Raw genomic sequence first — 14,741 nt, forward strand, 5'->3', positions numbered from 1 at the left:
ATTTTTTGATAAGATTATGGTATGATTAAAGACTTGGCAACAGGGAGTTGCAGTAATTCTTTCTAGTGATTAGATTGGAAAAGACTAAAGAGTTGAAAAATTTAAAATCTGCAAACTATAACTAAAGGAGATAAAATGGATCTTTCAACCAATTATATGGGGCTTAACTTAAAAAGTCCTGTAATAGCAGGAAGCTCAGGGCTTACAGGTTCTGTTGAAAATGTTAAAAAATTTGCTTCAAACGGTGCAGGTGCTGTTGTATTAAAATCAATTTTTGAAGAAGAAGTAAGGTATGAATATGCTGATTTTTTAGAAACTGCCAAAAAAAAATGGGGTGATCCTAAATATTTTGATTATGAAGGTCAAAGAAACCCCATTGAATATTATGATTATCTTATCCGCGAAGAAAATCTAAAAAAATACACTGAATTGATAGAAAATTGTAAATCAGAAACAGATATTCCCATAATAGCAAGTATAAACTGTTTTTTTTATTCAGTTGAATGGCTTGCTTATGCCTCAAACCTTGAGCAGGCAGGTGCTGACGCACTTGAGCTTAATATGTTTTTCCCTCCTACAGATTTTAAACATACAAAGCAGGAAAAAGAAGATCTTTATTTTAAAATTATTGATGAGGTTACCAAGGTAATATCAATTCCTGTTGCATTGAAAATCAGTCCTTATTTTACAGATCTAGGGCCTATGATTCAGAAATTGTCTCAAACAAAGATTAAAGGACTTGTTTTATTTAACAGATTTTTCAGTCCTGATTTTGATATTGAAAAGCTTGAAGTAAAACCTTCTTTTATGATGAGTACCCCTGCTGAGCTTGCTTTATCCCTTCGCTGGGTGGCATTTATGGCAAACAAAGTTGATTGTGATCTTTCGGCTTCTACAGGTGTTCATGATTCCGATGCTCTTATTAAGCAGCTTCTTGCCGGAGCAAGCAGTGTTCAGACTGTTTCAGCTCTTTATAAAAACGGAGCAGGCTATATAAAAGAAATGATTGACGGACTTGAAAAATGGATGACTTCCAAAAAGTTTACAAGTATTTCTGATTTTAAAGGAAAGTTAAGCCAGGAAAAAAGTTCTGATCCCGCTGTTTATGAACGTGCTCAGTTTATGCGCTATTTTGGGGGAAAGAAAAATATCATTCTTTAAATTTTTATCTGAATATTTAAAATAAAAAAATGCCTGAGTGATCTTGGAATCACAAATAAAACCAGGATTTACTCAGGCATAAAAGTTGTTCTTATCCTGTTTCTTTTGTTTTTCTAAATACAAACCATTAAAGATAAAGCTTCAGGCTGTTTTCCTCCATTTGCATATAAAAAAGATTTAATCGTAAACCATGGTTTAATTCTTAGATTGTTGTTTTATTTATCAATCATTCTAAATTCGGGACTATTAAATTTGTACAAATTTAGAAAAAAGATTGATATATTTGATCTGGATCAAAGAAAAAATAAATTAAGAGCTGTATTATGAGATAAAACACTAATAAGGAGGTAGTAAAGATGGCAATAAAAAATATTTTAAACAATGGTTTTTCAGAGAAGAGTTTGAAGATGACTCTTGTTCATGAATCAGAAAGTTTTAAAATTGTAAATTTTAATTTTAAAGAAGGTCAGTCTCTTCCTGTTCATTCCCATGATATTGATGGGGAAGCTTCGATTACAATTCTTGAAGGAGAGGGGAAGTTTCTTGGAGCCGACGGGGTGGAAATTCCTGGGAAAAAAGGTGATATGCTTATTACCCAAATAAGAGAACCCCATGGAATCAGGGCTGATACTGAAATGAAGGTTCTTGTAGTAATAGCTCCTCCAATTTGATGAAATTAACCTGCCGGGTATTTTTATTTAGCCCGGCATTAAGTTTTATTTTTCTTTTCCAAGGATCAGCTCTACCCATTGCCCACATCTTTTTTGCTAATTCCCAAGTTCTGGCTTGGGAACCTAAGACTCTGAAATGATAAATAAAATTTAAAGTACAGGAAGAATATCACCTGCACTGAGTTTTCCCTGAAGCCAGGATTCAATCTGAACCTTTAAAAGAGAGTATTTTCTAAATCCCTGATTTAAAACTTTAGTACCAGACTCATCTTGAAGAACAAGAGAGGGAAAAGCTCTTACACCAAGCTCTTTTGCTTTTTCAATGTCTTTTACTGCAAGTTCTTTGGTAACAGGATCATTAAATTTTGATGAAAAATAATTTTTGTCAATCCCAATTTCTACAGCAAGTTTTAAAAGAGTTTCAAATTCAAAGATATTTTCAAGTTTTTCATAAAAAGCTATGTGCATATTTTTGTAAAATTTATATGCAAGCTCTTCGTCTTGTAATTTTATAGCCTGAAATCCTATACATCCAGGGTCTGAAATATAAGGTGTTTCTCTTGCTTCTTCAATATTTACAGAAGCTTTGATATGCTTACCTGTTTTTGTTTCAACTTCTTTCCAGTTTTTCTTAAGAAGTCTTTTTAAGGCACGATCTAAAACTATTTCCCTTTCAAAAACAAGGCCTCCCATTAAATATGAAAAGCTCAAATCTTTTGAAAACTCTTTTTTTATTTCTTCAAAAATATCTGTAAATGCATAGCACCAGGAACACACAGGATCTCCAACGTAAAAAATCTTTTTCATTTTATCTCCCTGATAAATGACAAGGTTTTGTTTAATTTAAATTGCACACTTTAAATTGAAAATTTCATAAATTAATTTAAATATATAGAAAAAATATATTTAATTCAGGTTGAATATCTAATTGTCATAAAATTTACTTTTTATCAATACAACTGATAAGCAGTTTTATTTTCAATTTTTATATGGTGGTCAGAAATTCTTTTAATTTGTTCCATTGAATGTGAAACCATTATAATTGTGCATTCCTTTTTAAGTTCTTTTAAAAGGGTTTCAATTTTTTTTTCAGACTCAGGATCAAGAGATGATGTTGGTTCATCAAGCATAATAATTTCAGGTTTTGCAATAAGAGCCCTTGCAATGGAAAGCCTTTGCTGCTGTCCTCCGGAAAGGGATGAAGCAGGCATTTTAAGTCTTGATTTTACTTCTTCATAAAGATGAACTTTTTTTAATGTGGTTATTATTTCTGTTTTAAGATTTTTAGATTTAATTTTTGGAGCAGTTAAAAGCCTGAAAGGGAAGTAAAGGTTTTTTTCTATACTCATTGGAAAAGGATTGGGATTTTGAAAAACAAGTCCTGTTTTTTGTCTGAGCCAGGGAAGTGAAACAGATTTGTCAAAGATATCAATCCATTTATTATCAAGAAAAGAATGAATGCTTCCCTTTACTTTTGTATTTTCAAACTCTTCATAAAGCCTGTTTAGGCAAAATAAAAGTGTTGATTTTCCCGCTCCTGAAACTCCTGAAATAGCAGTTATTTTATTTTTTTTGATTTCAAGACTTATGTCTTTTAAAATATTGATATTTTTATATTTAAAAAAAAGATTATTAATTTTTATTTTCATTTTTTATTATGCCTGTAAAAAACAGCCTTTCTGATTAAAAAAGATAAAATAAAAAGAAAACAGCAAATAGAAACAAGTAAAACAGAAGCATTGTAAGCCATTAAAAGTTCGCTTTCAGATGAGTATTCTGAGGATGTATAGTAAATAAAAAATGGAAGAGCTTCGTATTTTTCAAAAATATTTCCTGGAATCCCTGAATTTGCAACCGCACCTGTAAGCATTATAACAGAAGTATCTTCAGCACACCTTGCAACAGCAAGAAGGATTTTACTTAAAATCTGGTTAAAGTTTTTTGGAAGAAGAACAAGTCTTATATTTTCAATTTTTGAGGCACCAAGCAAAACTGCTGTCAGTCTCAGGGCTTTATCCGTTGATTTTAATGCTTCTTCAGTGCTTTTTGCAATATAGGGAAGAACAAGAAATGAAAGTGAAAAACCAGAAGCTGCAATGGAAAAGCCAGGTCCTTTTCCATCAAATATTTTGTGAATTAAAAGAATAATTGAAAATCCAAAAAGTCCTGTAACAATTGAAGGCAGTCCTGCCAAAATATCAATTGATGTACTTAGAAATTTATATGTTTTTTTACCCGCATATTCACTTAAAAAAATACCTGTGCCAGTTCCTGCAGGAATGGCAATGAGCATTGATGTGATTATTATGAGAAAAGTTCCTGCAATTGCCGGAAAAAGCCCTTCAAATACAGGTTCATTAAGAAGTATTGCTTGTATTGGGTTGGCATTTCCAAATATTGATGATTTTGAAAAAGGATTTTCAGCTTTGATTAAAAGCCAGGAAATAAAATAAACAAGAACAGATGAATAAAGACAAAAACTTAAATAAGAAAAATATTTAAATAATCTTATTTTCATTAATAATCTCCTGTTTTTTTGTAAATAAGTTTTGATAAAATACTTAAAACAGCAGTTATTAAATAAAGAAGAATGCCACAGGCAAAAATTGACCCAAACTCAGGACTGTCATAATCAGCAGCCATTACAAGCCCTATATGAGCAGTAAGTGTTCTTCCGCTTTCAAAGGGAGATAAGGGAAATGAAATTGAATTTCCGGCAAGCATAAGACTTATCATTGTGTCTCCGATTGCTCTTCCCATTCCAAGAAAAATTCCTGAATAAATTCCGTTTTTTGCATTGGGAATAACCAAATATAAAAGGGTTTCGGTTTTTGTTGCCCCAAGAACAAGTCCTCCGGTTTTTAAAGATTTTAAAGATTTAATTATACTGTCATAAAAAAAGAAAATCATTGTTGGAGAAATAAGCAGTGCAAGCATTAAAGAGGCACTTAAAATACTGTATCCTGAACCTGTTGCCCCAATATTTCTTATAAAAGGAACAATAAGAAAAACTCCAATAAAAGCATAAACAATAGTTGGAATGGCAGAGGCTGTTCTAATTAGTGCAATTGAAGGTTTTTTTAAAAAGCGGTGTCCTGTTGAAGCTGCAAAGCAGGCAAAACCAAGGCTTAAAAAAAATCCTGCAAAAACAGCAGGAACAGCTATTATAAATGTAGTATAAATCATGGGTAAAATTCCGTATTTACCCTTACCTGGATTCCATGTGTCAAAAAAAATGGAAAGTCCCGATTCTTTAAAAAAAGGAATTCCAAGAAAAATAAGCAAAATCAAAATGGAAAAAATAACAGCAGCACCACAAATGGTTCCAAAATAAATTGTAAATTTAAGTAAAAGATCTGATTTGGCTTTGCTCTTTAAATTGAACAATTATAATTTATCTTTCAACAGGAATAAATCCTTTGGATTTTATAATTTTTTGACCGTCCTCAGAATAAAGATAATCTATGAACTTTTTGTTAAGTCCTTTTGCTTCACCTTTTGTATTGCTGAAAAGTCCCCTTGAAACATTGTATTTTCCTGATTTTACATTTTCAAGATCAGGGTATGCTTTGTTTAGAGAAACACCTTTAACATTATTGTCAAGATGGCCAATAGATATATATCCAATTGCATTTTCATCTTTTGAAACAGCAGTTTTCATGGCTCCGTTTGAAGAAATAAAAATGGCTTTTTGACTTATATTTTCTTTTAAAAGGGCTTTTTTCCAAAAAACTTCCCTTGTGCCGCTTGCTTCATCTCTGGTGTAAATGTTTATTGATCCGTTTTCACCACCCAGTGTTTTCCAGTTTGTAATTTCTCCGGAAAATATTTTTTGAAGTGTCTGGGTATTAATATTTGATATAGAATTTTTTTTGTTTACAATAATAGCAACCCCGTCAATTGCCCACCTGTACATGGAAAGGTTGTATTTTTCAATTTCATTTTTACTTGGTTTTCTACCTGAATTTCCAATATCAATAAGCCCTTCACCAAGTTTTTTTATTCCTGTACCTGAACCGCCCCCTCCAATTGTTATTCTAATATCCGGGTTAAATTTCATTATATTTTGGGAAGCTTCTTTTAAAACAGGAATATGGGCTGTTCCTCCGGCAATATCAATTTTTCCCTTTTCATTTTTAAAAGGTGAAAGACAATTTTGTGCAAAGCAGTTTGTGGAAATAAGAAGAAATACAGAAAAACTTATAAAAATTAATTTTTTCATTTTTATCCTTTATTTGATGATAGTTAATATTTGAATTCAACTATCTATCATTTGATAAAAATGAAATGCAAATTCATAATCTTAATTGAGATTTAAAAGAGAATAGAAAAATTCTATTGCTTTAAAAAATAAAAAAAGGTGTAAAAAGCTTTTATACTTTTTACACCTTTAAAAATCATTAAAAGGATTGTTTGACCTAAATTGAAAAGCCCCCAGGGTTTGATATTTTTAAATATAATAAGCTTGATTTATTAAAAACTTTTTAATTTAAAAATATGAAACGCTCAACTTAGGTTTGACTTAAATCAGCCAATACCGCCAAGGGCAATATTTAATATAAGAACAAGAGCTGCAACCGGTACAAAAACATATTTGGAATAAAATTCAAACCATTTGCCGAATTTGAAACCGTCTCCTTTGTTTATTTCTCTTCTTGCATTGGCAGTTCCGTAAATCCAGAAAAATACAAAAGCTGAAACAAGAGCACCAAAAGGAAGAACAAATACTGTTGTAATATCAGCCCATTTTCCAAAAAGATTCATATCAATATCAAGGGGGATTCCTATTACAAAGGCAAGAACAGAAAGAAGAACAACAGCTTTGGTACGAGACATTTTTGTTTTGTACATAAATCCTTCAACAGCAGGCTCAAGCATACTTATTGAGGAAGAAAGAGCTGCAAATACAACTGAAAGAAAAAAAACTATTCCAAAAAGCATTCCACCGGGCATTTGATTTACGATATTTGGAATTGTTATAAAAAGAAGAGCAGGCCCTGCTTTTGGGTCAAAATTAAAGGCAAAAACAGCTGGAATAATGACAAAGGCAGAAAGAAGAGAAGCCAAAAAATTAAAGGTTACAGTCTGAAATGCAGCCGAAGGAATTGAGGTTTCATCCTTTGCATAACTTCCGTAAACAAGCATGGTAGCTCCTCCAAGACTTAAGGTGAAAAAAGCCTGTCCAAGGGCCATTACCCAGGTTTCAGACATTGCTATTTTTGACCAGTCTGGCATTAAAATATATTTTATTCCTTCAAAAGCACCGTCAAGGGTAAGGGAACGGAATAAAAGAAGGATAAGCATTCCAAAAAATAAAGGCATGATAATTTTATTGGTTTTTTCAATACCTTTTGAAACTCCAAAAAATACAATTACAAGATTTATTAAAATGGCAATTCCATGCCAGGGAATTGATGTTGAACTTCCGGCAAAGCTTGAAAAATAATTTGCAATATCCATTGTGGCAAAATTACCTGAAACAGCTAGAAAAAAATATTTGATAAGCCAGCCTGTAACTATTGTATAAAAAATAAAAATTGAATAAATAGCTATCACAGGAATCAGTCCAAGTGCTGTGCCGTATTTTTTGTATTTTTCATTTTTGCTTTTAAACACATTTTCAAAGGCCCCTATAGCACCTTGCTTCTGACACCTTCCAAAAGCCCATTCTCCCATAAGTCCTATAGCAGCTATGCCAAAAACAAATAAAATATATGGTATAAGAAATGAAGCTCCTCCGTAAGCTCCAACCCTCCATGAAAAAAGCCAGATATTGCCAAGTCCTATAGCAGAACCAACACTTGCAAGTATAAATGCAAACTTATTGGTCCATGTTTCCCTTTCCATAAATCCCCCTGGTTAACTTTTGCTTATTTTGGTGAAAAAAACTTCTCTTGCTAGATATGATGCAATAAAAATAAACACTATATCTCTGGCTATATAATAAATATAATCAAGGTTTGTAGCCTCTTCAGCTACTGAAGTAAAACATCCGCATGAAATGTTAAGGCCCCTTGCTAAGTTGAAAATAAGACTACCTCCAAATGAAATAAGCAAAATAAGGGAGATAATCACAGCTCCTTCAAGGAAAAGCCCTGAGATAAGCATTATTGCAATTGTTATTTCAAGGTAAGGAAGGAAAAATGCTGTTAGATTAACAAGATAATCTGGAACTATTTGATAGTTCATTATTATTTCAGCAAACAATAGGGGGTTGATAACTTTTGAAGCTCCTGCAGCAAAAAAAATTATTCCCAAAAGAATTCTAGCAGTAAAAACCGAATGTTTTTTAAATTCTGTTTCCATTTTATCTCTCCGATAATATTCAGTTCCCTGTGAAAAAACCAGGAAGATTATCTTCTTTCCAAAGGCTCCAGCCGTTTATTAAAATATTTACATCTTCATAACCTAAATCGTTTAAAAATTCTGTTATTATATGACTTGAGTCACAGTTTCTTCCATCACAATATACTATTATTTTAATTGACTTATCAGGGTAGGCCGATAAAAAATCAAAAGAATATTCAAGGTAATTGTCAGCTGGGATATTTATAGCACCATCTATATGGGCTTTTTCATAAAACCTTTTACTTCTTGAGTCTATAAAAAGTCCATTTTTATTTTCAAAGACTGACTTGGCCTCTTCAAAGGAAATTTCTTTTTTGTTTATTTCAGATAACCTGGTTTCTTTAAAGGAAAATTCTATACCTGAAAAATAATACATCAAAAACCCTGATGACAAAGTTATTAAAATGATGCAGACTGTATCCTTTATGAAGTTTGGAGTTTTTTTAAGCAAGTTAAACATATTGAATATCCTGTAGTTTAAAAGATTAAACAATAAAAGTGAAATTGAGATATCATATTTTAGCTGTATTTTATACTTTTAAGTACTAAAAAGTTTTTAATGATTAAAGTTTAGGTGTTTCTATAGAAAGAAAATTACCATTGAGGTTTTTTAAAGTCTAGAGTTATAAGGTCTAAAAAAGGAGATAAAAATGACAGTTTTTGAAAATAGTGAGTCTTTTTCTAGGGAAGAAATAGATAAAAGAAAAAAAGCAATTTTTGATTCAATGGGAAAAAGAACTCAGTCAGCTATTTTAAGAAAAGGTTTTGATTCATGGGATCCTTTTGAGGAACCAAAACATCCGGTAGAAATAAGAAAAGATAAGACAGGTAATACGGTTTCAGGAATAGTAGAAAAGTTTTTTAATGATTTCCCTGAAAAAAAAGGGGATAGTGCCTATAGAAAAATTGTTGAAGAAATGTCTCTTGGAGTTATAACAGGAGATGATAAAATAAAGGCACGTTATGTTTTTTCAATGTGGTATAAAAAAGTTCTTGAAGAATCAGGAATTGAAGAAGATTGGACATAAAAAAGGCAGTTAAGTTTGGCTCAAATAAATTAGAAGCCAGACCTTTAACATAATGGAGAGTTTAATTTTATTTGGGAAAAAACATAAGCATTAAAGTTTAATGTCAAACTCATAAAACTTGTTTGTCAGCCTTATATAATCTTCAAGTTCAAGGTCTTCACCTCTCGATGAAGTAGAAAGGTGAAGGCTTTTAAAAATTTCTTCAAGAAGAGCCTTATCTTTAAAACCTTTTCCAAGTGAATTTCTCAAAGTTTTTCTTCTCATTCCAAATGAAAGCTTTACTATTTCATGTAAAAGTTCGGGATCCTTTGCCTTGATTTTATTTTTTTTGTTAAAATCTATTAAAATTACACTGGAGTCAACTTTAGGCCTTGGGTAGAAAAGTGTTGGCTTTAATCCTGCAATTATTTTGATATCAGAATGATATTTGAGAACAATGGAAATTCGCCCATAATCTTTTGTGCCTTTTGGTGAAACTATTCTTGTTGCAAGTTCCTTTTGGAGCATAAAAACACATTTATCAATTTTTTCTTTGTGATTAATTGCCAGAAAAAGTATTTGAGAAGAAATATTATAGGGCAGATTTCCGATAAGATAATTTTTTTTGTCTTTACTCAAAAACTTGGTCAAATCAGTTTTTAAAATATCTTGATTAATTACTTCAACATTTGTGCAATTGTTTTTGTTTAATTCTTTTTCAAGTATTGGAATAAGTCTTTTATCTTTTTCAATTCCAAATACAAAGTCTCCCCAGTTTGATGCAGCTTTTGTCAATGCCCCAAGTCCAGGGCCGATTTCAATAATGTTTGAACCTTTTTCTATCCCTGATTTTCGGATTATCATTTCAGGAGTTGAAGGATCCACTAGAAAATTTTGACCATACTCTTTTTTAGGAAAATATCCGTATTCTTTAAGTATTTTCGATGGGTTTGTCATTCTATGGTAATATCCTCTTCATTTCTCAGTCTTTTTACCCAGTACTTTGAAATAAAATATGAGGCTATTGCAGATGGAAGACCAAGAACAACCCCTCCAAAAAGCATTGAATAAAAAATATACATTTCTGATTCTAAAAGAATTTGTATCTGCTCGATTTTTATTCCAAGTTTAATTTTACTGCCAATTATATCTATAAGTTCGTAAAGAATACCTATGTCTGCATGCTCAAAACCAAGAAGACTGATACCTGTATAATATGAGGCTGCATAGAAAAGAGGAATGGTGATGGGATTGCTGAGCCAAACAGCTATCATTGCTGCTCTTTTGCTTCCTTTTACAAAGAAGGCTAAAGTAATTCCAAGAATTGTGTGAAAAGGAACAAGAGGGGAAAAGGATATAAAAGTTCCTGCTGCAACACCTCGGGCAATGTTTTCTGCACTTCCATCAAGGGTTGCAAGTTTCCATAAAAATTTTTGAAATCTTTTCATTTATCTGCAAATCCTCAAAAGTAAATTTTAAGGTAAAATGTTTTGGTTTGTTTCATACCTTTAGAGATAAATTTTTGCAATTGAAAAGGCAACTATTTTTAATCATTTTAAATAATGGCCTTGTACCCTTGTTTAAAATTTAATATATTAAGGAAATAAAAGATGATTTTTTTCCATTGTTTTATTTTAAATAAGTTTTGTGTGTGAAAACAATATTAATTGCAGGGATTGTTTTTTGTAAAGAATATGGAGAGAAAATGAAGTTTCAAGACATTGGAGTAAACTATAGGTATAATTTAAAGATTGTTGGAAAAGTCGGTTTTTATTCCGCAATTGTTTTAATAATTTAAAAGGAGCTGTTAATGGCTGGGAAAAAAAATAAAAGTATCGGGTTTTTGATTTCTGAACTTATGGAAGAGTACAATATTCCCACTAAAAAAGATTTTGAAAGACTTAGTCAAAGAATTGATGAACTTGAAAACCTTTTAAAACAGGTAACTCTAACATCTTCATATCGAGTTGGAAAGGTCTCTTCTTTACCTCGCAAGGGTAAAAAAATAACAGCAGCTGAAATGGTTTTTGATATTGTCAGAAATCAAAAAAAGCCTGTTAATTTTAAATTTCTCAAAGAAAAAACAGGTTTTGAAGATAAAAAACTGAGAAATATAATTTTTAGATTGAATTCTACAGGTCAAATAAGACGAGTTGAAAGGGGAGCTTATCTTCCTGTTGAATCAAAAGAAGAATGAACTTAAATTTGTTTTTTTAAACATTGCTGCGATTATAAGCTGAATAAAAACCGGTTTTGTCTTGTTTTTAGCATCAAGTTAAAAACTGATCCCTTAAATGTTCTGCTATTATATTAAGGATGAATTTATATCTTTCCTGGCTGAAACAACTTTTTAGTTTTCTATTTTCCTCTATTTTTTTCAAATTCTTCAGGCTAAAAGTTTATTTGTCGATACTGGAATTTTCAGTATAAGCTTAAAAGACTGTTGTCTTGCTTCCTTATGTTTTGCAACCCTTGTAAATTAAAATACTCAGGTTATATTCAAAGATGAATTTATTTTATTGAAACTATAGTTGTTACCAATTTTTTTATACATTTTTGAAAGGTTTTTATTCTATGTCAGATAAGAAAAAGAAATTTAATGAAGGTGATTTGATTTTTGGGCATAAGCTTTTACGAAAAAAAAGGCTTGAACTTATCAATGCTGATTATTTTGAGTTTATTCATGAAAATACCAAGGCAAAGCATATCCATATAAAAAGTAGCGACAGGGAAAATGTCTTTGGAGTTGCTTTTAGAACAGTTCCAAAAGATTCAACAGGGGTTGCCCATATACTTGAACATACAGCCTTGTGTGGTTCACAAAAATACAAGGTCAGAGACCCTTTTTTTTCAATGATTAAAAGGAGTCTCAATACTTTTATGAATGCATTTACAGCCTCAGACTGGACAATGTATCCTTATGCTGCTCAAAATGAAAAAGATTTTTATAATTTAATGGGTGTTTATCTTGATGCTGCTTTTTTCCCAAATCTTGATAAATTAAGCTTTATGCAGGAAGGGCATAGGCTTTCTGTTGATGAAAAAGGCGAGCTTTCCTACCAGGGAGTAGTTTTTAATGAAATGAAAGGTGCAATGTCATCCCAAAACCAGGTTATGGGACGTTCCCTTTTAAATGCTCTTTACCCTGACACAACCTATGGGTTTAACTCAGGAGGAGAACCCCTTGAAATTCCAAATTTGACTCACAAAGATTTAAAAGACTTCCATAAGATTCATTATCATCCTTCAAATTCCTGGTTTTTCACCTATGGAGATCTGGATATTGAAAAGCATTTAAAATTTATTGATGAAAATGTTTTAAGTCGTTTTGATTCAATAGATCCTGGAACTGAAGTTTCTAATCAACCCAGGTGGGATAAGCCAAAAGAACTTGTTTATACCTATCCTGCAGACGGTGAAAAAAACATTGAAAAAAAATCCCAGGCAGCTGTTGCCTGGCTGACTTCTGATGTTACAGACAGCTTTGAAACTTTAGTTCTTTCACTGCTTGACCAGATTCTTCTGGGTAATTCAGCTGCTCCTCTTTATAAGGCTTTGATAGATTCAAATCTTGGTTCATCTCTTACAGATGTTTCAGGCTTTGACGGGGATAATAAAGATACTTTTTTTGCCTCGGGACTTAAAGGAATAAATCCTGAAGACGCAAAAAAAGTGGAAAAAATAATTTTTGATGTATTTAATGACCTTTATGAAAATGGAATTGATAAAGAGCTCATTGAAACTGCTGTTCACCAATTTGAATTTCACAGAAGAGAAATAACAAACACGCCCATGCCCTATGGAATTAAAATGTTTCTTGGGATTGGAAGCACCTGGTTTCATGGCGGGGATCCCCTTAGTGTTCTTTTGTTTGATGAAAATCTTGAAAAAATAAGAAAAAAAGCCTTAAATGAAAATTTTTTTGAAGGATATATTAAGAAATATTTTATTGATAATCCCCACAGAGTTTTAATGATATTAAATCCTGATCCTGAAAAAGGTAAAAAAGAAGCCCAAAAAGAACAAAAACAGCTTGAAGAAAAAAGAAAGAGTTTAAGCGATTCAGATATTGAAAAAATAAAAGAAAGAGAAAAACAGCTTAATTTTCTCCAGGAAACAAAAGAAGATCTTTCATGTCTTCCCAGTCTTGAAATTTCAGATATTTCAAAGGAAGTAAAAAAAGAATCTCCTGATAAAATTTCTCATGATAAAAAAATTTATTATTATGAAAAACCCACTTCAGAAATTTTTTATTTTAATTCTGTGTTTGGAACCGGCCATTTGCCTCCCGAACTTATTGAATATGTTCCTCTATTTACCTTTCTTGTTTCAAAAACAGGAACAAAAAAGAGAAACTATATGGACTTTACAAGAAAAATTGATGCTGTTACAGGCGGATTTGGATTTTCTCCCATGGTAAGAACTTCTGTTTTTGAAAATAGCTCAACTTTTTCATCCATAGGGTTTGGGGCAAAATGCCTTGAAAGATATCAAAAAGATATGTTTGAGCTTAGTGCAGAACTTATAAGTGATTTTTCCTTTGAAGATACACAAAGAATAAAAAGCCTTTTGCTTCAATTTAGATCAGGGCTTGAGTCTTCTGTTGTTCAAAACGGACATAAGCTTGCTATTTTGCTTGCATCAAGAAATCTTTCCCTGACCTCGTCTTTGGCTGAGTCATGGAGCGGAATTTCACAGCTAAGGCTTGTAAGAAAAATCACAGACTCCTTTGAATCAAAAATTGAAGAAGATAAAGTTTTATCATCCTTAAAAGAAAAAATGGAGCTTATAGGAAGGCTGTGTTTCAATGAAAATAACTATAAAGTCTGCATGGTTGGGGGAGAAGGGAACTTGAAAACCGGAGATGAAATTTTTTCAATTTTTTCAGATTCCTTGTCAACTAAAGGGTCAAATGGGTTTATTTCTCCTGCTTTTAAAAAATTTAACAAGCCAATAAGGGAAGCCTGGACAACTCAAAGTTCTGTGTCTTTTGTGGGTGCTGCATCCAAGGTAGCTTCTTTTGAAAAAGAAGATGCTCCTTATTTTTCAGTACTATCAAGGCTTTTAAAGTCAAATTATCTCCATAAGGAAATAAGAGAAAAGGGTGGGGCTTACGGAGGCTTTGCTCTTTATAATTCAGAAGAGGGAATTTTTTCCTGCGGTTCCTATAGAGATCCAAATATAAAACGAACCATAGATACTTTTAAAAATGGAATAGAATTTCTTAAAAAAGGAAATTTTGATTCTGATGAAATAAAAGAAGCTATTCTTCAAACAGCTTCAGAACTTGACAAACCTGATTCTCCGGCAGCTTCGGCTTCAAAAGATTTTTTCAGAAGAATTTTGGGTATTCCTGACAGCAAAAGGCAGGAGTTTAAGGAAAGACTTTTAACTGCTGACAGTGAAAAACTTGCAAATGCTGCAGGTAAATATTTTGGCTCAGATGCATTTAAAGATAATATCGCTGTTATCACAGGCAAAATTCCTTTGGAAAAGGAAGAATCTCTTTTAAGAGAACTTCACCTGGACGAAAAAGAAATCTAGCTGTTTGTTT

Annotated in this window: 15 protein-coding genes; 5 read left to right on the forward strand and 10 right to left on the reverse strand. The window is 31.8% G+C overall.

Going from position 1 to position 14,741, the window contains the following annotated elements:
- Positions 1-135: 135 nt before the first annotated feature.
- Both RBR53_09830 and RBR53_09835 read left to right on the forward strand, forming a co-directional pair.
- Positions 136-1,161, forward strand: a complete 1,026-nt coding sequence (locus RBR53_09830; protein MDY0132954.1) for a dihydroorotate dehydrogenase-like protein — start codon at positions 136-138, stop codon at positions 1,159-1,161.
- 356 nt (positions 1,162-1,517) lie between these two features.
- Positions 1,518-1,832, forward strand: a complete 315-nt coding sequence (locus RBR53_09835) for a cupin domain-containing protein (protein MDY0132955.1) — start codon at positions 1,518-1,520, stop codon at positions 1,830-1,832.
- Positions 1,833-1,982: 150 nt separating this feature from the next.
- Here the strand turns inward: RBR53_09835 and RBR53_09840 are convergent, their stop codons facing one another.
- From RBR53_09840 to RBR53_09875, 8 genes are all read right to left on the reverse strand, one after another.
- Positions 1,983-2,639 carry a DsbA family protein gene (locus RBR53_09840; protein MDY0132956.1) on the reverse strand — a complete coding sequence of 219 codons (657 nt, stop codon included), beginning with the start codon at positions 2,637-2,639 and terminating at the stop codon, positions 1,983-1,985.
- A 143-nt stretch (positions 2,640-2,782) separates the two neighbouring features.
- Complete coding sequence (locus RBR53_09845) at positions 2,783-3,481, reverse strand: ATP-binding cassette domain-containing protein (GenBank protein ID MDY0132957.1); 699 nt, start codon at positions 3,479-3,481, stop codon at positions 2,783-2,785.
- A complete protein-coding gene (locus RBR53_09850; GenBank protein ID MDY0132958.1) occupies positions 3,478-4,350 on the reverse strand; it encodes an ABC transporter permease subunit in 873 nt (290 codons plus the stop codon). The genes RBR53_09845 and RBR53_09850 overlap by 4 nt, the downstream gene beginning before the upstream one ends.
- The gene (locus RBR53_09855) at positions 4,350-5,219 is read right to left on the reverse strand and encodes an ABC transporter permease subunit (protein ID MDY0132959.1); all 870 of its coding nucleotides are present in this window, start codon (positions 5,217-5,219) and stop codon (positions 4,350-4,352) included. The genes RBR53_09850 and RBR53_09855 overlap by 1 nt, the downstream gene beginning before the upstream one ends.
- Positions 5,220-5,226: 7 nt before the next feature.
- The gene (locus RBR53_09860; GenBank protein ID MDY0132960.1) at positions 5,227-6,054 is read right to left on the reverse strand and encodes a phosphate ABC transporter substrate-binding protein; all 828 of its coding nucleotides are present in this window, start codon (positions 6,052-6,054) and stop codon (positions 5,227-5,229) included.
- A 305-nt stretch (positions 6,055-6,359) separates the two neighbouring features.
- Positions 6,360-7,679, reverse strand: a complete 1,320-nt coding sequence (locus RBR53_09865; protein ID MDY0132961.1) for a sodium-dependent transporter — start codon at positions 7,677-7,679, stop codon at positions 6,360-6,362.
- 12 nt (positions 7,680-7,691) lie between these two features.
- A complete protein-coding gene (locus RBR53_09870; GenBank protein MDY0132962.1) occupies positions 7,692-8,138 on the reverse strand; it encodes a MauE/DoxX family redox-associated membrane protein in 447 nt (148 codons plus the stop codon).
- A gap of 19 nt (positions 8,139-8,157) precedes the next feature.
- The gene (locus tag RBR53_09875) at positions 8,158-8,556 is read right to left on the reverse strand and encodes a rhodanese-like domain-containing protein (protein MDY0132963.1); all 399 of its coding nucleotides are present in this window, start codon (positions 8,554-8,556) and stop codon (positions 8,158-8,160) included.
- Positions 8,557-8,830: 274 nt separating this feature from the next.
- Here RBR53_09875 and RBR53_09880 point away from each other — a divergent pair, with 274 nt between their 5' ends.
- A complete protein-coding gene (locus RBR53_09880) occupies positions 8,831-9,208 on the forward strand; it encodes a hypothetical protein (GenBank protein ID MDY0132964.1) in 378 nt (125 codons plus the stop codon).
- 90 nt (positions 9,209-9,298) lie between these two features.
- Here the strand turns inward: RBR53_09880 and rsmA are convergent, their stop codons facing one another.
- Positions 9,299-10,144: a 16S rRNA (adenine(1518)-N(6)/adenine(1519)-N(6))-dimethyltransferase RsmA gene (rsmA, locus tag RBR53_09885; protein MDY0132965.1), complete on the reverse strand. Its 846-nt coding sequence runs from the start codon at positions 10,142-10,144 to the stop codon at positions 9,299-9,301.
- Entirely contained in the window at positions 10,141-10,635 is a 495-nt protein-coding gene (locus RBR53_09890; GenBank protein MDY0132966.1) for a DUF2062 domain-containing protein, read from the reverse strand. Before RBR53_09890 ends, rsmA begins: the two co-directional genes overlap by 4 nt.
- A 362-nt stretch (positions 10,636-10,997) precedes the next feature.
- Here RBR53_09890 and RBR53_09895 point away from each other — a divergent pair, with 362 nt between their 5' ends.
- Together RBR53_09895 and RBR53_09900 are read left to right on the forward strand one after the other, a co-directional pair.
- Positions 10,998-11,384 (forward strand): hypothetical protein, encoded by a 387-nt coding sequence (locus RBR53_09895; GenBank protein ID MDY0132967.1) that lies wholly within the window; start codon positions 10,998-11,000, stop codon positions 11,382-11,384.
- Between the two features lie 377 nt (positions 11,385-11,761).
- Entirely contained in the window at positions 11,762-14,731 is a 2,970-nt protein-coding gene (locus tag RBR53_09900; GenBank protein ID MDY0132968.1) for an insulinase family protein, read from the forward strand.
- Positions 14,732-14,741 lie beyond the last annotated feature (10 nt).

It is taken from the genome of Desulforegulaceae bacterium (genome assembly GCA_034006035.1).
In the GTDB taxonomy this organism is placed as follows: domain Bacteria; phylum Desulfobacterota; class Desulfobacteria; order Desulfobacterales; family JACKCP01; genus JACKCP01.

Coding starts and splice junctions, on each gene's coding strand:
- RBR53_09830 (MDY0132954.1), top strand. CDS start 136: ATGGATCTTTCAACCAATTATATGGGGCTTAACTTAAAAAGTCCTGTA.
- RBR53_09835 (MDY0132955.1), top strand. CDS start 1,518: ATGGCAATAAAAAATATTTTAAACAATGGTTTTTCAGAGAAGAGTTTG.
- RBR53_09840 (MDY0132956.1), bottom strand. CDS start 2,639: ATGAAAAAGATTTTTTACGTTGGAGATCCTGTGTGTTCCTGGTGCTAT.
- RBR53_09845 (MDY0132957.1), bottom strand. CDS start 3,481: ATGAAAATAAAAATTAATAATCTTTTTTTTAAATATAAAAATATCAAT.
- RBR53_09850 (MDY0132958.1), bottom strand. CDS start 4,350: ATGAAAATAAGATTATTTAAATATTTTTCTTATTTAAGTTTTTGTCTT.
- RBR53_09860 (MDY0132960.1), bottom strand. CDS start 6,054: ATGAAAAAATTAATTTTTATAAGTTTTTCTGTATTTCTTCTTATTTCC.
- RBR53_09865 (MDY0132961.1), bottom strand. CDS start 7,679: ATGGAAAGGGAAACATGGACCAATAAGTTTGCATTTATACTTGCAAGT.
- RBR53_09870 (MDY0132962.1), bottom strand. CDS start 8,138: ATGGAAACAGAATTTAAAAAACATTCGGTTTTTACTGCTAGAATTCTT.
- RBR53_09875 (MDY0132963.1), bottom strand. CDS start 8,556: ATGTATTATTTTTCAGGTATAGAATTTTCCTTTAAAGAAACCAGGTTA.
- RBR53_09880 (MDY0132964.1), top strand. CDS start 8,831: ATGACAGTTTTTGAAAATAGTGAGTCTTTTTCTAGGGAAGAAATAGAT.
- rsmA (MDY0132965.1), bottom strand. CDS start 10,144: ATGACAAACCCATCGAAAATACTTAAAGAATACGGATATTTTCCTAAA.
- RBR53_09890 (MDY0132966.1), bottom strand. CDS start 10,635: ATGAAAAGATTTCAAAAATTTTTATGGAAACTTGCAACCCTTGATGGA.
- RBR53_09895 (MDY0132967.1), top strand. CDS start 10,998: ATGGCTGGGAAAAAAAATAAAAGTATCGGGTTTTTGATTTCTGAACTT.
- RBR53_09900 (MDY0132968.1), top strand. CDS start 11,762: ATGTCAGATAAGAAAAAGAAATTTAATGAAGGTGATTTGATTTTTGGG.